This window comes from Rothia sp. HMSC071B01, assembly GCF_001808945.1.
Classification (GTDB): Bacteria; Actinomycetota; Actinomycetes; order Actinomycetales; family Micrococcaceae; genus Rothia.
The window spans coordinates 602,243-620,777 of record NZ_KV795073.1; the positions used below are offsets into that span (position 1 = coordinate 602,243).

The window sequence follows — 18,535 nt, forward strand, 5'->3', positions numbered from 1 at the left end:
TCGTATGAGCCTTCTGATGGGGTTTATTAGAGCTTTTCGATGTCGATCGAGGAGATGACAACGTCCTTGACCGGGCGGTCCTGGAAGCCGGTCTCAACGCCCTCAATAGCGTCAACAACCTTCTTGGATGCCTCGTCGGTAACCTCACCGAAAATGGTGTGGCGGCCGTTCAGCCAGGGGGTCTCAACGGTGGTGATGAAGAACTGAGAACCGTTGGTGCCGGGGCCTGCGTTAGCCATTGCCAGCAGGTAGGGCTTGGAGAAGGAGAGCTCGGGGTGAATCTCGTCCTTGAACTGGTAGCCGGGGCCACCAACGCCCATACCCAGGGGGTCGCCACCCTGAATCATGAAGTCCTTGATGATGCGGTGGAACACGACGTCCTTGTACAGGGGGGTGTTCATGATTTCACCGGTGCGGGGGTGCTTCCACTGACGGGAGCCGTCAGCCAGGCCGATGAAGTTCTCAACAGTCAGCGGTGCGTGGTTGCCGAAGAGCTCGACGACGATGTCACCGTAGTTAGTGTGGATAGTTGCCTTAGCAGTTGCATTAGTCATGGCTCTATTGTGGCACGGGGCGGCGCTCATTCGCCATCTAACATGTTTTTTCGCCCCGGGCGCACCGTTGGGCGGGCTTTTTGGGCGGGAATTGAATATCCTGAGAGATGAACACTACGCGCGCGGCGGCGTTTTCTGGCTGCTGGCGCATTTCAACCGATGGAGGTCACCCCATGTTCTGCTGCAAGAAGCGTAAGGCACGCAAGGCTGCTAAGGCTCAGGCTATTGTCTCTTCTCTGGCTGCTGTTGAGTCCGCGCTGGAAGGCAAGACCGCTGAGATGTTCGCTGAGAAGCTGACCGGCAACAAGAAGGCTCTAAAGAAGGCTCGTAAGGCTACCGCAAAGACTGTTCGTGCCGCTGAGAAGGAACTGGCTCGTATTGAGCGTAACGGCGGCAAGCGCCCCCGTAAGGGCCTGGCATTCCTGGGTCTGCTGGTTGCTCTGGGTGTTGCAGGCGCCGCAGCCTACAACGCAGCTCGTCCCGTGGAGGACCCCTGGAAGAACGCATAAGCGTTCCCCCGTATCTCCTTCTCTCAGGGGATCTAAGATAGCTTTCTGAGGCGCCGCTAGCGGCGTAAGAGAGCGCTTTATGAAAAATAGCCGCCCGCTAGAGTTTTACTCTAGCGGGCGGCTATTGTTTGTTCTTTTTTGGGGGAGAAAAGGGAGAGAGGAGGCGCTACAGATGCTACAGATAGAGCGCTGAATCTCCCCGGGTGCCCCCTGCGGTATTTTTCTGACATACCCGGATATACAAAGAACCCCATGTCTTTCGACATGGGGTTCTCGGTTCAAAAATAAACCGGCGATGACCTACTCTCCCACACCCACAAAAGTGCAGTACCATCGGCGCGAAGAGTCTTAGCTTCTGGGTTCGGAATGGAACCAGGCGTTTCCCTCTTGCTATAATCACCGGAAAGTGGAGGCGAGGGGACTCGAACCCCTAACCCTCTGCTTGCAAAGCAGATGCGCTACCAATTGCGCCACGCCCCCGTGGTGCTCTACTAGTCTATAACACCTTTTGCGGCTTCGCCAAATCCTCAGGCGTATTTTTTTAGTTAGACCCATCACACCCCTGAAGGGCTTAGGTAATCACCTCACCCGGCACTGTCGCCTCCCGCTTCGTTAGAGCCTGCAGGGGGCCACTCACTTCCTGCAGATATTTACGAACCGCGGTACGTTGCGCCTCCTTCGCGGACTCCTCCTTCGACTCCGGTCCCTTGAAGCCCAGCTTGAAAGCATCCCACTGGCTCGCTGAGGGGTACTTTTCACGGGCATTCCACACCAGCGAGAACGATGCCAGGGTATTCAGCTCCTTCCTCGTGGCGGCCTTCGATAGCACATCAGCCACCGTTGCCACACGCGAAGACTCCGCAACACTCACCGAAACCTTCGACTGCGCACCCGAGGGCAGGGTTACTGCCTTCTCCGGAGCCAACTGAATATTCAGGTGAATCTGCTGCACCCGCTCGTTCTTCAGATCCAGCTCAGCCAGGGAGCGGAAACGCTTCAGCAGGGATTCATAGTTCTCATCAATCACAACGGCATTCAGGCGCAACTCATCCGCCAGCAGACCCACCTGCGCATAGCTCACATTAGTTCCCAACGCCGCGTTAGCAGCCAGCACCTTCAGCCACTGCTCTTCCTTCAGGGGTGCTGAATCATTGACACGCAGCGGGCTCGCCGGAGCATCCGTAGCGGTGTTAGCAACGTTCTGCGGGTCATTCGCCGAGTCCACGCCACCGTAGGTGACGCTCAGCCGGTGCAAAGAACCGTAGACAGACAGGTTCGTCAGAGCCGTAGCCGCCGCTGCCAAATCGGCTTGTGCATCCTCCGTGAGAGAGAAAGAACCCACCAGGCGCAGGTCCTGTTCACTACGGCCCTTACCCACATAGATACGCCCCAGCGACTCAATCTTCAGGTAGCGGGTATCAATATTCTCGCGAACCAGACGCTCACGGCGTGCCAGCAGCTTCTCGTTTGAAACCACCGCCGCCGCGTCCTCACCCAGAACACCGGTCGCTGCAATCTGAGGCATCGCGGCAAGCACCCCGGCGGCAGCAATCACGCCACCGGTCAGAAGCAGGGAACGGCGAGGAACCACGAGGCGGCGCGCCTGCTCGACAATAGCCTCTTTAGCGGCATCAACACGGGTTGAGGAGCTCTTAGCGGAGGATTCCTCAGCGGCGACGGGTGCCGTCTCAGAAACGCTCTGAGAGGGTTCTTGAGTGGACGTAAGGTGAGAGTTTTCGGGTTCAGGAGTAGGTGAAGAAGACACAGATTCTCCAGTTTTAGGGCGAGCACAAAGCCCGCCATTAGTTTGAGGGAGTGAGTCTCTCTAGGATACCGCCCGCACCTATGGGTGAGCTGACAACCCGCGGCGCAGCATTCGAAGGGCATAAAGAAAACCTATGGGGTGGACTTCAGTCCACCCCATAGGTCACAAGCTTCATGAGAGTTCTCAACTCTCACCGCAGGCTATTTAGTCGTCCTGCGCAGCAGTAGCGTTCGGAGCCGGAATGTTAGCCGATTCAGCAGCCAACTCAGCGATACGAATCTCACCGGTCGTCGGATCATCGTAGGTCACGTACTCGGTACCGCCAGCCGTAGGCTCCGCGTCCTCATTCACGTGGTTCTCCGCAATCAGGAAGCCGTGCGCACCAAGAATCTTAGCGACGCGGTCAATATCCTGCGGGGTCGGGGTATGATCCACCACTCGACGAATGTACTCATTAATGCGCTGGTCGCTCACATACGCCTCGCCACGAGCAGCACGAGACTGCATGAGCTGGCGAACAACTTCCTGCAGCTGCTCATCGGTCAGACGCATCTTCAAAATAGCCATCACTGCCGCGCGGTCCTGCACCGGAACATCCTTGGGATACCCGACGCTCAGCCAGTCGATTACTCGAGAGATCATGCTCTTATCAGGCATCGAGCCCCTCCTTCGAAGCAGTCATTATATGCAATTTAGTGTTCACGGGATTAGTGGCCTCCACCGGTTACGCCGAAGATATTCCAGCCGAAAGTGTGGTCGATAAAGTCCTTAGCGACCCAGAGAATACCGATGATTACGATTGCTACGATAATAGCAAAAATGCAGAACGCAGCAATCTTCGCCGCCGTTCCCGGAGGCTCAATTTCAACCAGCTTGCCGTCCGCGGTGTACTCGGTACGACCAGCCAGCATACGCAGACCCAGCGCATAGAGCGCCGGAAGGCCCGCACCAAAGAACAAACCGGCAATCAGCACCGGAATAACCTTGTTCACAATGTCAATCAGATATTCCACGACTACGAACCTGCCTTCCCAGTAGCAAGGGTCTGGGCTTCTGCGGATGCCTCAGCGCTGGTGACTGCAGCGCCTTCCTTTTCATCCCAGTCGCCAGTCACGTTCGAAGCGTCAATGTTGTCCTTCTGGGAATGACGCCACATCAGGAAGCAGAAGACTACCAGCAAAGCGAACACGGTCATTTCGCCAATGAACTGGGTACCGGTCAGAGCATTCAGGCCATGACCAATCAGCCAGGTCAGAGCACCCACAATCGCGGCAGCCGGCAGAGTAATCAGCCAAGCAACCACCATGCGGCCAGCAACAGACCAGCGCACCTCAGCACCCTTACGGCCCAGGCCACTACCCAGAATCGAGCCGGACGCCACGTGAGTGGTGGACAGTGCCATACCGAAGTGGGAGGAAGTCAGAATAATCGCAGCAGATGCACCGTCAGCGGCAACGCCCTGCGGGGTGTCAACCTCAACGATGCCCTTACCGAGGGTGCGGATAATGCGCCAACCGCCCAGGTAAGTACCCAGAGCAATAGCGATAGCGCAGGAAGCCTTCACCCACAGGGGGATCGCGTCATCGTTGCGCAGAGTACCCGAAGCAACCAGAGCCAGGAAGATCACGCCCATGGTCTTCTGTGCATCGTTGGTACCGTGCGCCAGAGACATCAGGGATGCGGTCGCAACCTGTCCCTTGCGGAAACCGCCGTGCTTACGGTCGTCAGCCACCGGGGCAGCAATACGGTAAACCAGCCAAGTGCCGGTTGCCGCCACAATAGCCGCAATGACGGGGGAGAGGACCGCGGGAACAATAATCTTGGACAGAACGCCCATCCACTGCACGCCGTCAAAGCCGATCGCGACAATAGCCGAACCAATCAGGCCACCGAACAGAGCGTGCGAGGAGGAGGAGGGAAGACCCAGAAGCCAGGTCAAAACATTCCAGAGGATACCGCCCACCAGACCGGTAAAGACGATGAGCATCAATGCCGGACCGTCCGTTGTTACATCGATACGGTCCAGGTTCACGATGCCGCTACCGACCGAACGCGCCACCTCAACAGAGAGGAACGCGCCAACGAGGTTCAGGGACGCAGACAGCGCCACGGCGGTCTTAGGCTTCAGCGCACCGGTGGCGATGGAGGTTGCCATCGCGTTGCCGGTGTCGTGGAAGCCATTCGTAAAGTCGAAGGCGAGCGCGGTCAGCACCACGATCACGAGAATAATGAGTTCTGTAGTCACAAGAAAATTATCTGTCGGTTTTCGCGAAATCTAAAGTATTCCGAATTAACACGAAATAACAGATAAACCCACAGTATTGAGCGGGTTTCCGTGAGGGTTTTACTATAGAGCCCATATTTCAGGGGAAACTCTCCCGATATTCCGCGGAAAAAAGGGTGCACCTATCGGAATGCTTAAGTTGGTTTATGTGGCTTATGCGAGAGTGCGGGGGAGAAGGGTGATTATATCCATCAAGAGCCTAAAGTGTGTTCACCAAGTGTTCACTTTCAGGAACCTCCCAGCTTTCTTTTTGTGACACACCTTTATTATTCAGACCTCATTTGGATCACCAAGCTACCCGTACAGGATGCCCCTGTGGGTTTTTGCGGCACTGGGGTTACAGTACTGGGGTTTCGGCGGCACAAGTTCTCTGCGGTAGCTGGTTTTCTATAGCGGCGCACGCTTGAGCGTCGAGAAGGAACAGCCCCAGCTGCCAATTCGTAGCGCGCACAATACGCCAGCTTCACGAGGCGCCCATGCCGAATCTGCCACTCGCATCAGCGAATATAACAAAAGACCCCGCATCTTTCGATACGGGGTCTTTTTCAAAAATAAACCGGCGATGACCTACTCTCCCACACCCACAAAAGTGCAGTACCATCGGCGCGAAGAGTCTTAGCTTCTGGGTTCGGAATGGAACCAGGCGTTTCCCTCTTGCTATAATCACCGGAAAGTGGAGGCGAGGGGACTCGAACCCCTAACCCTCTGCTTGCAAAGCAGATGCGCTACCAATTGCGCCACGCCCCCGTCTCAGCGGAAACCACTGTTTAGTTATTTTCCCAAGCCTTTACGACTTCATTGCTCTGGTACTTCTTCAAGACCACCACAGTGACACACGAAAGAACAGCAAGAATCAATAATTTCTTCATTATTGCCTTTCATAGTGTGGAGTGGGCGTACCAAGAATCGAACTTGGGACCTCTTCGTTATCAGCGAAGCGCTCTAACCGTCTGAGCTATACGCCCTCCTTCTGCGGAATTTCTTCCGTAGAACGAGATATAACTATACAGGTGTTTGAGGGTAACACCAAATCGAAAAAGCATGTTCTGCATCACATTTACTGTTGCGAGGTTCCTAAGCATGCAGAACGGGCGGCACCACCTCAATCCAGAGGAGAACCGCCCGCACACAAAGCTCAAAAGCTACAAACTAGGACTCATCACTCAGAGTCAAGGTCACGCCACCAACCAGCTTCGCAGCCAGGTTGTACAGAATCGCGCCAATCATACCCAGCAGAGTAAAGACCACAGTGTTGACCACAGCAAAAATAGTAGTCACCAAAGCAACCTGACCCAGCGAAATCATCTGCGAAATATCCACAGTGGTCGAACCGGTACCCAGCGAGCTAATCAGCTGGTTCACACCGGTAAACGCACCAGAAGCCTGCAGGAACAGCCAGAGAATCACCGAAGCCACGACGGTCACGATACCCAGGGCAATAGACAGCAGGAAGATCAGCTTAGCAACCGACCACGTATCAACCTTCTGAACCACCAGACGCGCACGACGAATCTTCGAACGCGGCGCCGGACGCACCAGCTGACGGCGCGAACCGGTCGGACGCTTAGCGTTTACAGGGCGCTTGCCGACAGGACGCTTAGCGGTACCGCCAGGACGAGCCTGGCCCGAACGCGCCTGAGCCGGGCGACGCGCGCCAGCCTTAGCCGCACCCGAAGACTTAGATGCACCAGCCGACGCCGAACGCTGTGCCGACGCAGGAGAGGAGCTCGCGGGAGTGCTGCTCATTAGTTACCTCCAGTAGCGGTGAGATCGGCAGCCGCCGCTTCACCCTCGTTGTCCGTACCGGGCGCCTCAGAAGACTCCGAAGCCTCGGTGTTCTCAGTGGTTTCATCGTCGCTATCATCCAGCTGACGATCCTGGTTGCGTGCAACACCAATAATAGAATCGCCCTTACCGGGCTTTGCAAAGATAACACCCATAGTATCGCGTCCCTTCGCAGGAACCTCATTCACGTTAGAACGAACGACCTTGCCGCTGGCCATAACCACCAGCACCTCGTCCTCTTCGTCCACAATGAGGCCACCCACCAGGGCGCCACGATCCTCAACTAGCTTAGCAACCTTAATGCCGAAGCCGTTACGGCCCTGCACGCGGTACTCATCCACGCTCGTACGCTTCGCGTAACCACCCTCAGTGACCACGAAGACGAAGGAACCCTCAGTAACCACATTCGCAGAAATCAGCTCGTCGCCCTCACGGAACTTCATACCGGTCACACCGGAGGTCGAACGACCCATCGGGCGCAACGACGCATCATCAGCGTGGAAGCGTAGCGACATACCGTTACGCGACACCAGCAGAATATCGTCCTTATCCGAAACGGTGAACGCCGAAACAACCTCATCGCCCTCACGCAGGTTAATCGCAATCAGGCCGGCAGTACGGTTCGTATCGTAATCGCTCAGGCGGCTCTTCTTCACCATGCCGCCGCGAGTAGCAAGCACCAGGTACTCAGCATCCTCATAGCTCTTCAGCTCCATCACCTGAGCAATATGCTCACCGCCCTGGAACTCCAGCAGGTTCGCAATGTGCTGACCCTTCGCGTCACGACCGGCTTCCTGCAGCTCGTAACCCTTCGCACGGTACACGCGACCCAGATTCGTGAAGAAAAGAATCCAGCTGTGCGTGGTCGTCACAAAGAAGTGCTCCACCACATCGTCACCGCGCAGGGAGGCACCCTTAATGCCCTTACCGCCGCGGTGCTGGCTACGGTACTGATCACTGCGGGTGCGCTTAATGTAGCCGCCGCGAGTAATCGTGACCACGACCTCTTCCTCGGGGATGAGGTCTTCCATGGACATGTCGCCGTTGTAGCCGTACATAATCTGGGTGCGACGCTCATCGCCGTAGCGGTTCACAATCTCGCCCAGCTCCTCAGAGATAATCTCGCGCTGGCGAGTCTCCGAAGCAATAATCGCGTTGTACTCAGCGATCATGCGCATCAGCTCATCGTGACGATCCTGAATCTTCTGACGCTCCAAAGCAGCCAAACGACGCAGCTGCATGTTCAGAATTGCCTGAGCCTGAGCCTCATCAATCTGCAAGAACTCCATCAGGCCGCTACGCGCCTCATCAGCGGTGGGGGAGCGGCGAATCAGGGCAATAACCTCATCCAGAGCATCCAGAGCCTTCAGCAGGCCACGCAGGATGTGCGCCTCTTCCTCCGCCTGACGCAGACGGTAACGGGTACGACGAACGATAACGTCCATCTGGTGATCCACCCAGTGACGCACAAACGCGTCCAGGGACAGGGTACGCGGCACACCATCAACAATGGCGAGCATATTCGCGGAGAAGTTCTCCTGCAGCTGGGTGTGCTTGTACAGGTTGTTCAGCACAACCTTCGGGGAAGCATCACGCTTGAGCACAATCACCAGGCGCTGACCGGTACGGCCCGAAGTCTCATCGCGAAGATCCGCGATGCCGGTGACCTTACCGTCCTTGATGAGCTCAGCAATCTTAATCGCCAGGTTATCCGGGTTCGCCTGGTACGGCAGCTCGGTCACCACAAGGCAGGTGCGACCGTGGATTTCCTCCACGTTGACCACCGCGCGCATGGTGATAGAGCCGCGGCCAGTACGGTACGCATCCTCAATGCCCTTGGTGCCCAGAATCTGCGCACCGGTCGGGAAATCGGGGCCCTTAATGCGCGCCATCAGAGCGTTTAGCAGCTCCTCGTTGGTGGCGTGCGGGTTCTTCAGGAACCACTCCACACCCTCGGCAACCTCACGCAGGTTATGCGGCGGAATATTGGTCGCCATACCCACAGCAATACCCGAAGAACCGTTGACCAGCAGGTTCGGGATGCGCGCGGGTAGAACGGTAGGCTCCAGGGACTTGCCGTCATAGTTGGGCTGGAAATCAACGGTGTCTTCGTTGATGTCACGCACCATCTCAAGAGCAATGGGAGCCATCTTGGTCTCGGTGTATCGAGGCGCTGCAGCACCGTCGTTACCGGGGGAGCCGAAGTTACCCTGACCCAGAGCCAGCGGGTAACGCATAATCCAGCTCTGAATCAGACGCACCAGAGTGTCGTAGATAGCGACATCGCCGTGGGGGTGGAACTGACCCATCACGTCGCCGACCACGCGGGCGCACTTATTGAAGGATCGGTCCGGGCGGTAGCCGCCGTCGTACATCGCGTAGATCACGCGGCGGTGCACGGGCTTGAGGCCGTCACGCACATCCGGCAGGGCGCGGCCAATAATAACCGCCATTGCGTAGTCCAGGTAGGAACGCTGCATTTCGGTCTGCAGGTCCACCTGTTCAATGTGACCGTGGTGGTCTACATTTTCAGCGCCACCGTTGCTAACTACATCAACCTCAGTGGATTTATTCTGCTGTTCTTCGCTCATTACTTTCTCATTCCTCAATGACTCGCTCGGCTATATAGCTCATTTGGCATATTCCATACGGGGCATATGCCGTTTCGGGCTAGATATCGAGGAATCGAATGTCCTTTGCGTTCTGCTGGATAAACTCACGGCGAGCTTCAACGTCCTCGCCCATCAGAACAGAGAAGATCTGGTCAGCCGCCGCTGCGTCTTCCATCTTCACCTGTAGCAGGGTGCGGCGAGCCGGATCCATGGTGGTATCCCACAGCTCGGTGTAGTCCATCTCGCCCAGACCCTTGTAACGCTGAATACCGTTATCCTTGGGCAGGCGCAGGTTCTTCGCCGCGCCACGAGCCAGAGCCTCATCACGCTCAGCGTCCGAGTACACGTAGTCGTGCGGAGCGTTCGACCACTTGATGCGATACAGCGGCGGCTGAGCCAGGTACACGTAACCCGCCTCAATCAGCGGACGCATAAAGCGGAAGAGCAGAGTCAGCAGCAGAGTCGTAATATGCTGGCCATCGACGTCCGCATCCGCCATCAGAACGATCTTGTGGTAGCGTGCCTTCTCAATATCGAAGTCGTCACCGATGCCGGTACCGAAAGCGGTAATCATCGCCTGAATTTCAGCATTGGACAGGGCACGGTCCAGGCGAGCGCGCTCAACGTTCAGGATCTTACCGCGCAGCGGCAGAATAGCCTGAGTGTTCGGGTTGCGACCCTGAACAGCCGAACCACCCGCAGAGTCACCCTCCACCAGGTAAATCTCAGAAATCGACGGGTCCTTCGAGGAGCAGTCCTTGAGCTTACCGGGCATGGAGCTGGTCTCCAGCAGACCCTTGCGGCGGGTGGTCTCACGAGCCTTACGGGCTGCAATACGCGCCTGAGCGGCGGTGATTGCACGGCGAACGATATCCTTCGCCACCGCGGGGTTACGACCGAACCAGTCGCTGAGGTGATCGTTCACCTCGCGCTGGGTGAAGGACTTCGCTTCAGAGTTACCCAGCTTGGTCTTGGTCTGACCCTCGAACTGCGGCTCAGAAATCTTAATCGAAATGACCGCGGTCAGACCCTCACGTACGTCTTCACCGGTGAGGTTATCGTCCTTATCGCGCAGCAGCTTGTTCTCGCGTGCGTAACGGTTCACCAGGGAGGTCAGAGCGGCACGGAAACCCTCTTCGTGGGTACCACCCTCGTGGGTGTTAATCGTGTTCGCGTACGAGTAGACGGATTCCTTGTACGCACCGGTCCACTGCATTGCCACTTCCAGGCTCATGTTGCGGTCGGTGTCTTCGGACTCGAAGGAGACAATCTCCTCGTTCACGATGGTCTTCGCGCCGGCGTTGAGGAAGTGCACGTAGTCGAACAGGCCGTTGTCGTAACGGTAAGTGACGGTCGTGAAACCGTCAGCGTTCGCACGCACGCGGTTGAGGGTGTTTTCCTTCTCCTCTTCGGCAACCTCGTCACCGACGAACTTCTCACGCTCATCGGTCAGGGTGATGGTCAGGCCCTTGTTCAGGAACGCCATCTGCTGGAAGCGAGCGCGCAGAGTCTCAAAGTCGAACTCGACGGTCTCAAAAATTTCCGGATCCGGGTAGAACGTCTGAATAGTACCGGTCTTATCGGAAGGCTCACCGCGGCGCAGGGGACCATCCGGCACACCGCCGTTGGAGAAGGAAATATGCCATGCGTAGCCCTGGCGGTGCACCTCAGTAATCACACGGGTAGACAGCGCGTTCACCACGGAGATACCCACGCCATGCAGACCACCGGAAACGGAGTAGCCGCCGCCGCCAAACTTACCGCCAGCGTGCAGCACGGTCATGACGACCTCAACGGTGGACTTGTGCTCGGTGGGGTGCTCATCCACGGGAATACCGCGGCCGTCATCCTGTACGCGAACAGCACCATCAGCCTGGATGGTCACGTCAATTTTGGAGGCGTAGCCGGCGAGCGCTTCGTCGACCGAGTTATCTACGACCTCGTAGACCAGGTGGTGCAGACCGCGCTCAGTGGTCGAGCCAATGTACATGCCGGGGCGCTTACGAACCGCTTCCAGACCTTCCAGCACGGTAATATCGGATGCACCGTATTCATGCTGCTGTTCAGATGCATTCTGTTCAGATGCCACGAGGCAGAACTCCTTGAGTAGATGATGCAACCGGCGAAGAAAAGTTACGGGTAGCCAAGAGCGGAGCCTAGAACGCCTCACAGAGGGCACAGGAAAGTGCCTGCACAACCCGCGCTGCCGGTGGTGCCCATAGGTGGACACACTTTACGCATTGTCTCTTTTATTTTACCGAGCAAGAGAGCATAAAACCATCTGCAGGCGTCATTTATTGAGCTTTTTGAGGGCTATCACCCGCTCAAAAGCCCGCAAAGGCGGTTTAGAGTGGGTCAACCCCCTCTTGAGGTAGGGGGTACAGTTCACAGCCTTGTGGGGATTGCCGGCGCTTCTATAGCTTTCATTGCGTGCAGAAAAAGGCCTATTTTGACCTAATACCGTTCAATCAGAAGGTGCTGGAGGGTCAGAGGGGATCAGGAGATTACCCATAGGTGTCGCGCACACCGCGCATGCCGGTGGCGCGCCGATAGCCTCGCTGATTCCAGCGTCCGTTGTTCGGACCCAGTACTCGAACCTGAGCTACGACACCTTCACCCAGTTCGCGGCGGAACAGTTCAATGAGGTGCCCGTGCATCAGGCGCAGCTGAGTCGTCCAGGCGGTAGAGTCGCACTGGACTTCAACAATGGAGTTTTCGAAGCTGACTGGGCGGGTGTGCGCCGCGATTTCAGGACCCACTAGCTCAGCCCAGCGAGCCAGCACGCTAGAGACTGCCACGGGTTCTTTCCAGCCGCGAGAACGAATCAGGGCACTGACGATGCCGCCAAGGGGTTTGGGGTCGCGAGAGCTCTCTCCGGGGCCGCTATAACCACCCATAACGCGGGGGTCCCAGCCCTGCGCTCGCCGTGATTTCTTCTTCGAGGCGGTACCAGACATGACCGCACCAAAATCGCGCATGATTTTATTCGCCGAGAAGGCGTTCAGGGGCGCCTCGCCGCGTTCTTGGGCCGCCACTCGCATGCGGGTCAGCAGGGCGGAGGGGGCATCCACCTCGTCACGGTAGAACTCACCCACGCCGTCAACCTCGCGTGGGTTTTGAGGCTCCGCAAACTGCGGTTCCGTGAACTCATCGAATGTTTCACGTGAAACATGGTTTTGAGGGTGGACGGGGTTACTCATCGCCGCCGCCCTCCGCGAGCGCAGAAGCGGTCGAGCTCGACTGCCCCACAGAGCCAGTGACAGAGTCGGTGGCAGGACCAGCGGCAGGCTGCACATACTCGGCGTGCCCCGCCGTCACCGACACCAGGCGGTAGTCGCCCAGCTCCTCCGGAATATCGCTGAGCACCGCACAGGTAATCAGTACCTGCTCCGCGTCGGCAACCATCGCACCCAGGCGGTGGCGGCGCGCAGAATCAAGCTCCGCAAACACATCATCAAGAATCAGAATCGGCGAAGAACCCGCCGAGGAATCATCCTCAACATGCACAAACCAGGACGCCAGTTTCAGCGCCAGCGCAAAAGACCAGCTCTCGCCGTGCGAGGCAAAATGCTTCACCGGCATACCACCGAGCAGCAGGGTAATATCCTCACGATGCGGACCCACCAGGGTCACGCCGCGCTCAATCTCATCGCGCCGACGCTCCGCAAAACCGCGCATCAAAGCCTCCTTGAGGTCCTCAATGCGCATCAGTGCCGCATGCTCGATTGAGCGCTCGCCCATGCTCGAAAAAACAGTCGACTCATAGTTGAAACCGACCTCTTTAGAGCCGTCCGTCAGCCCCGCGTAGGCGCGGCGAAGCTGCGGCAAAAAACGCTGCAGCAGACGAAAACGCGCAGAAAGCAACTGGGCGCCCAGAGTCGACAGCTGCTCATCCCACACCGAGAGCGTACTCAAAGCGTTCTCGTCCCGCGCCTTACGCTGCATGGATTTCAGCAGCGAATTACGCTGCCGCAAAATCCGCTCATACTCGCTACGGTAGCCAGCGACCACCGGACGCAAAGAGATAGCCAGTTCATCCACAAAACGACGACGACCCGCAGGGTCCCCCTTCACCAGTTGAAGGTCCTCCGGGGAGAACAGCACCGTGCGGGCAATACCCAGCGCCTCCTTGGCACGCACCGGCGCGGCACGATTAATGCGCACTCGGTTACTCTGCCCCGGAGCAATCTCAAACTCGGTCACCGTCTGCTGCGAACCGCGCACCGTACGGGTGCGAATATAGGCGCGCGAAGCACCCATCCGCACCAGCGGCCCGTCATGGCTCACGCGGTGCGAAGATAGCGACGCCGCATAGTCGATCGCCTCAACAATATTGGTTTTCCCCACACCATTCGAGCCCAGAAACACCGTAACTCCCGCCGAAAGAGGCAGGCTCAGCAGAGCGTAGGTGCGGTAATCCAACAACGAAATATGATCGATATACACCGGAAGCTCCTTTCACGGGGGTTCATACGCGGGTTCTTAGCTGGAGGTTCTTAGTTAGGGGGCTTCACAGCACCCGGCTGGAGGGCACCGCGAGAGGTCACAATACTAGGTTTTTCCGCGCGGACGAGCACAGAAAAACAGCGCAACCCCGCACATACTCGCGGCACACAGGGCACCGAAAGACGTACGGGGCGGCAAAGGCTGAAACTAGTTCGACGGTAGGCGGACCGGCATCAGCAGGTAACGGTAGTTGCGGTCATCCTCAGCTAGAGGCTCGTTCTGACCGGAAATCACGGCGGGCTTCGGCGCATCGGTGAAGGAGAAACGAACGAACTCAGTACCGAAAACCTTCAAACCATCCAAGAGGTAGGCGGGGTTGTACGCAACGGTGATGTCATCGCCGGACAGGTGAGCCTGCAGAGTCTCGGACGCCTGAGCCTCATCACCGCGGCCGGCATCAATAGCAACCGAACCCTGAGTGAACTTCAGACGCAGGGGAGTGTTACGCTCCGCCACTAGGGAGATACGGCGAGCAGCCTCAGCCAGGTCGGAGGTGCGAACCACCGCGTGAATCGGGGTCTGCTCGGGGAACAGCGCACGGATGTTGGGGTAGTCGCCGTCCATCAGGACGCTGGTGGTGCGGCGGGTACCCGCTGCGAAGCCGATCAGCTCACCCGCTGCGGGCAGGGCGATAGACAGCTCACCGGAACCGGAGAGGGTGCTACCGACCTCAGAGACGGTCTTAGCCTTCAGCAGCACAGCCGCCTGAACATCGGGGTTACGCGGGTTCCATTTAATCTCGCGCATTGCCAGGCGGTAGCGGTCGGTGGCGAGCAGGGTCATGGTGTCGCCATTGATTTCAACGCGGATACCGGTCAGCAGCGGCAGGGTCTCATCCTTGGACACAGCAATCTGAACCTGCTTGACGGCTTCAGCGAATTCGGCGCCGTCCACGGTACCTGAAATTTCAGGAAGCTCGGGAAGCTCGGGGTAGTCCACGACCGGCATGCCAGCCAGCTGGAAGTTAGCGGAACGGCAGTGAATACGAATCACGGACTCATCTGCAGTGAACTCGACGGGTGCGTTCGGCAGGGAGCGGCAAATTTCTGCCAGGATCTTGCCGGGAACCAGGCACACGCCTTCTGCTTCAACATCGGCTGCAATGACCTGACGGGCGCTGGTCTCGTGATCGAAGCTTGCGATGCTGACCTCACCTGCGGAGGCGGTAATCAGCAGACCGTTGAGTACGGGGGAGGTGGGACGCAGCGGAAGTGAGCGTGCCGTCCAGCCGACTGCTTCGGCAAGGACATCGCGTTCAACGGTGAATTTCATCGAGAAGGCGCCTTTCACGGAATTGGAGAGTCATTTTGGGGCGCACGTAAAGCTTATGGGCGAAAGAGCCGGAAATATCGCGTGCTCTGATGCGCAGTGAATCTTCCGCGCGCGCGTCTATCCATCCTACCGGATTTTGTAATTACACAGAGACTCGAAAGTCGATCCTGCAGCGAAAAATCGGGTGAGATGAGGCATGTAGGGTCACTGTATTTTTGTAATTACAAAGATAGGCGGAAGGCGTATCAAACCTAGTCGAAAACAGGTTCGAATTAGGTGATGGTTCGGTGTTGGTTTCTTCTTCAAACCCAACCTTCAAATCCAAACCCAGAGATAGAGTGCAGCTATCGATCCAAATCCGCGAAAATCTACGTTTTCAGTAAGGGTGCACAGAAAAACCTGAAACAGCCCGGTTGGTCGAGCAGAACTACTTGTTATGGGGAGGACTTTTTCTTTAAGTACAGTAGTATTGTTAACGCTTGTGGAAACGGTGGAAAACCCCTTCCTTGCCTGCAATGACGCGGAAGTAGCCTGTGGACATTAAGTGGAAGAAACCACTCAACGCTGAGGATGCATTGTGTATGGATATTTATACATTTCCTCGATTCCACACCTTTTGAATATTCATGCACTTAACGTCCACACGAACGCATGAGTTAAAGCACAGCTTATCCACATCCCAAAAATCTAGCTTTCAGAGTCGCTAAAATCTTGGATCCAGCGTGAAACCCTGCCCCGAAGCCTATAAAACACCTAGTCGAGGCACAAAATAAGCTACGGGACAGGGACAAAAACACATCTAGCCGGCGGCGCGCTGCTCCTGGCGAATCAAATTCGTCAGCTCAGTCACCTGATTGAAAATCGTTTGACGCTCCGCCATCTGCGCGCTCACCTTACGCACCGCGTGCATCACCGTCGTATGGTCGCGGCCGCCCAAATCGTTACCAATACGCGGCAGGGACATCTCGGTCAGCTCACGCAGAAGATACATCGCCACCTGGCGCGCATTCGTGAGCGTACGGGTGCGAGACTTCGACTGCATATCCTCAATGGACACATCAAAATACTTCGCCACCGTCGCCAAAACCAGCGCCGACGTAATCTCCGCACCACCGGTATCAGAGAGCAAATCCTTCAGATAGGTCTCAGCCTCAGCCAGGGTAATGGGCTCCGGCGGCTTCTTCATCGAGGCGGCAGCGCTCGCACGAATCAGAGCGCCCTCCAACTCGCGAATGTTAGCCGTGACATGGGAAGCAATGTACTCCATGACGTCATCGCGCACCGGCAAAATCTCGTTCTGAGCCTTCTTCCGCAGAATCGCGATACGAGTCTCCAGCTCCGGAGGTTGCACATCCACGTTCAGGCCCGAGCCGAAACGCGAACGCATACGCTCAGCGAAACCGGTCAGCTGCTTCGGCGGCAAATCAGAGGTAATCACGATCTGCTTCTGGTGGTTGTATAGGGCGTTGAACGTATGGAAGAACTCCTCCATCGTTGCTTCTTTACCCGCCAAAAACTGGATATCGTCAATCAGAAGAACGTCAACATTGCGGTAAATCTGCTTGAACGACGAACCCTCATCGTCACGAATCGAGTTAATGAAGTCATTCGTGAACTCTTCAGAATTCACGTAGCGCACCCGCAAATTCGGGTACAGATACTTGGTGTAGTGGCCGATTGCGTGCAGCAGGTGGGTCTTACCCAGACCCGAACCGCCGTAGATGAACAGCGGGTTGTAGACAATGCCGGGCTGCTCCGCCACCGCGAAAGCGCTCGCGTGCGCAAAGCGGTTGGACTGACCGATCACGAAGGTGTCGAAGGTGTAGTTCGGGTTCAGACGGGCAGAGCTATCCCAAGTCGGCGCGTTTTCCGGGTCTTCATGCGGATGCACCTGCTGGGCCTCCGGTACCGCCGGGGCGTCCGGAACGAAAGTGGGTGCCGGGTACTCGCGAGGCGCCGGCGCACCCGCAACAGGAGCCGCCGACTGCTGCGCGGAGGGGAATCCGGCACGTTCCGCCTCCAAAGCCTGCAGGGAGGGACGAGTGACCTGCTCATCGGCGGGCACTTCGTAATGGTCAGGGCCCGGATGCGGCTCGGTGTAGTACTCAAAAGCGCGCGAACCGGCGGGCGCCTCAGGATGCGCAGAAGCCGCCGCTACCGAAGGGGCGGGCTGGTGCTCGACAGGAACCTCACGCTCACCATGGAAAACGTCCTGACTTGCAGGTTCAACCGGAATCATCGACTCATTCACATCGAAAAGCGCGGTGGTCGACGGGCCAAACGCCTCGTGCAGAGCCGCACGGAACGAAGCGCTAATCTGCTCCTCAAAGACCGCACGGGTGAGCTTATTCGGAACCTCAATGATGAGGCGAGAAGAACCCATCAATCCCTGAGGCTGCGCAAGATTCACGAAACCGCGCTGACGTGCCGTCACCGCCGGATCGGCGGCAAGAATGGAGAGCAGATGCGCCCAGCGCGCCTGAAGGGAGTCGGTCATGGAATTCTTTACTTTCACTCGATGTGAAGCGGTGGTGCAGTAAAGAAATCATGCCGGAAACCACCGCGAGGTCATTAAGATTCTACCCGCTTAATACACAGGGGGAGAAAGTTATCCACAAGAGTTTTCCACACGGTGGAAAACTTGTAATTACAGAAGTGGATAAGCGGTGGATTTAAGTGCATAACAGGTCTTCTTCCCTGATATTTAGCGGAAAACTCCAAAAGCTCAAGGGTGTGGATAACTTAGTGGTAGTAGGGGGTTTGGGTGGGATATGCACCGTAGTGGATACCGTACTGCCGTAAATATCCCCGGGTTTACGTCCCAAGAGCACGTAGCGTCTCCACAGCCTGTACACCCGCCGCGATCACCGCCTCCACGCCACAAACGAGCCCGGAATCACGCGGAAAAAAGCGTCAAGAACTTGATTTACGCCCTCCACTCTTCTAAAGTTGTGCTGTTGTGTGTGCACCGCCTACTGCGAATAGTCGCGGTACCTCCGTGCACCAAGAAGCGTACGGTTCCGATACCCGTGAGGGCACGAACCGCAAAAATCAAGGAGACAAAGTATGAGCAAGCGTACTTTCCAGCCGAACAACCGCCGTCGCGCTAAGAAGCACGGCTTCCGTCTGCGTATGCGTACCCGTGCAGGCCGCGCGATTCTGTCGAGCCGCCGCGGTAAGGGCCGCGCAAAGCTCTCGGCCTAATCACGGCATATAGTTCGCCCGCCGATGCACACGCATCGGCGGGG

General features: G+C 57.0%; 14 protein-coding genes, 3 tRNA genes and 2 rRNA genes. 2 read left to right on the plus strand and 17 right to left on the minus strand.

Features of this window, described 5'->3' with window-relative positions; all coding sequences use genetic code 11:
- Positions 1 to 26: 26 nt before the first annotated feature.
- On the minus strand, positions 27 to 554 hold the full coding sequence (locus HMPREF2527_RS07460; RefSeq protein ID WP_005508008.1) for a peptidylprolyl isomerase: 528 nt from the start codon (positions 552 to 554) through the stop codon (positions 27 to 29).
- 173 nt (positions 555 to 727) lie between these two features.
- Here HMPREF2527_RS07460 and HMPREF2527_RS07465 point away from each other — a divergent pair, with 173 nt between their 5' ends.
- The gene (locus tag HMPREF2527_RS07465; RefSeq protein ID WP_005504118.1) at positions 728 to 1,063 is read left to right on the plus strand and encodes a hypothetical protein; all 336 of its coding nucleotides are present in this window, start codon (positions 728 to 730) and stop codon (positions 1,061 to 1,063) included.
- A gap of 287 nt (positions 1,064 to 1,350) precedes the next feature.
- On the opposite strand, the gene rrf (HMPREF2527_RS07470) is transcribed toward HMPREF2527_RS07465, so the two are convergent.
- From rrf (HMPREF2527_RS07470) to dnaA, 16 genes are all read right to left on the minus strand, one after another.
- Positions 1,351 to 1,467 (minus strand): 5S ribosomal RNA (rrf, locus tag HMPREF2527_RS07470).
- Positions 1,468 to 1,470: 3 nt separating this feature from the next.
- A tRNA-Ala gene (locus HMPREF2527_RS07475) sits at positions 1,471 to 1,543 on the minus strand.
- A gap of 91 nt (positions 1,544 to 1,634) precedes the next feature.
- The gene (locus HMPREF2527_RS07480) at positions 1,635 to 2,828 is read right to left on the minus strand and encodes an acetamidase (RefSeq protein WP_070507487.1); all 1,194 of its coding nucleotides are present in this window, start codon (positions 2,826 to 2,828) and stop codon (positions 1,635 to 1,637) included.
- Between the two features lie 204 nt (positions 2,829 to 3,032).
- On the minus strand, positions 3,033 to 3,485 hold the full coding sequence (locus HMPREF2527_RS07485; RefSeq protein ID WP_012902638.1) for a DUF3349 domain-containing protein: 453 nt from the start codon (positions 3,483 to 3,485) through the stop codon (positions 3,033 to 3,035).
- 50 nt (positions 3,486 to 3,535) lie between these two features.
- The gene (locus HMPREF2527_RS07490) at positions 3,536 to 3,841 is read right to left on the minus strand and encodes a hypothetical protein (protein ID WP_005504112.1); all 306 of its coding nucleotides are present in this window, start codon (positions 3,839 to 3,841) and stop codon (positions 3,536 to 3,538) included.
- Positions 3,842 to 3,843: 2 nt separating this feature from the next.
- The gene (locus HMPREF2527_RS07495; protein WP_070507489.1) at positions 3,844 to 5,073 is read right to left on the minus strand and encodes an inorganic phosphate transporter; all 1,230 of its coding nucleotides are present in this window, start codon (positions 5,071 to 5,073) and stop codon (positions 3,844 to 3,846) included.
- A 593-nt stretch (positions 5,074 to 5,666) separates the two neighbouring features.
- Positions 5,667 to 5,783, minus strand: a 5S ribosomal RNA gene (rrf, locus tag HMPREF2527_RS07500).
- 3 nt (positions 5,784 to 5,786) lie between these two features.
- Positions 5,787 to 5,859: transfer RNA gene (locus HMPREF2527_RS07505), tRNA-Ala, on the minus strand.
- Positions 5,860 to 6,003: 144 nt separating this feature from the next.
- Positions 6,004 to 6,077 (minus strand) — tRNA-Ile (locus HMPREF2527_RS07510).
- 184 nt (positions 6,078 to 6,261) lie between these two features.
- Positions 6,262 to 6,858, minus strand: coding sequence for a DUF3566 domain-containing protein (locus tag HMPREF2527_RS07515; protein WP_012902635.1), 597 nt, complete (start codon positions 6,856 to 6,858; stop codon positions 6,262 to 6,264).
- Positions 6,858 to 9,488 (minus strand): DNA gyrase subunit A, encoded by a 2,631-nt coding sequence (gene gyrA / locus HMPREF2527_RS07520; RefSeq protein WP_070507491.1) that lies wholly within the window; start codon positions 9,486 to 9,488, stop codon positions 6,858 to 6,860. Before gyrA ends, HMPREF2527_RS07515 begins: the two co-directional genes overlap by 1 nt.
- A 79-nt stretch (positions 9,489 to 9,567) precedes the next feature.
- Positions 9,568 to 11,598, minus strand: a complete 2,031-nt coding sequence (gene gyrB, locus HMPREF2527_RS07525) for a DNA topoisomerase (ATP-hydrolyzing) subunit B (RefSeq protein WP_070507493.1) — start codon at positions 11,596 to 11,598, stop codon at positions 9,568 to 9,570.
- 415 nt (positions 11,599 to 12,013) lie between these two features.
- The gene (locus tag HMPREF2527_RS07530) at positions 12,014 to 12,604 is read right to left on the minus strand and encodes a DciA family protein (RefSeq protein ID WP_371440208.1); all 591 of its coding nucleotides are present in this window, start codon (positions 12,602 to 12,604) and stop codon (positions 12,014 to 12,016) included.
- A 97-nt stretch (positions 12,605 to 12,701) separates the two neighbouring features.
- Positions 12,702 to 13,955 carry a DNA replication/repair protein RecF gene (gene recF, locus HMPREF2527_RS07535; RefSeq protein WP_070507497.1) on the minus strand — a complete coding sequence of 418 codons (1,254 nt, stop codon included), beginning with the start codon at positions 13,953 to 13,955 and terminating at the stop codon, positions 12,702 to 12,704.
- 207 nt (positions 13,956 to 14,162) lie between these two features.
- Positions 14,163 to 15,287, minus strand: a complete 1,125-nt coding sequence (dnaN, locus tag HMPREF2527_RS07540; protein ID WP_070507499.1) for a DNA polymerase III subunit beta — start codon at positions 15,285 to 15,287, stop codon at positions 14,163 to 14,165.
- Positions 15,288 to 16,086: 799 nt separating this feature from the next.
- Complete coding sequence (dnaA, locus tag HMPREF2527_RS07545; RefSeq protein WP_070507501.1) at positions 16,087 to 17,784, minus strand: chromosomal replication initiator protein DnaA; 1,698 nt, start codon at positions 17,782 to 17,784, stop codon at positions 16,087 to 16,089.
- A 569-nt stretch (positions 17,785 to 18,353) separates the two neighbouring features.
- On the opposite strand from dnaA, the gene rpmH reads away from it, so the two are divergent.
- Positions 18,354 to 18,491, plus strand: a complete 138-nt coding sequence (gene rpmH, locus HMPREF2527_RS07550; RefSeq protein WP_005504094.1) for a 50S ribosomal protein L34 — start codon at positions 18,354 to 18,356, stop codon at positions 18,489 to 18,491.
- Positions 18,492 to 18,535 lie beyond the last annotated feature (44 nt).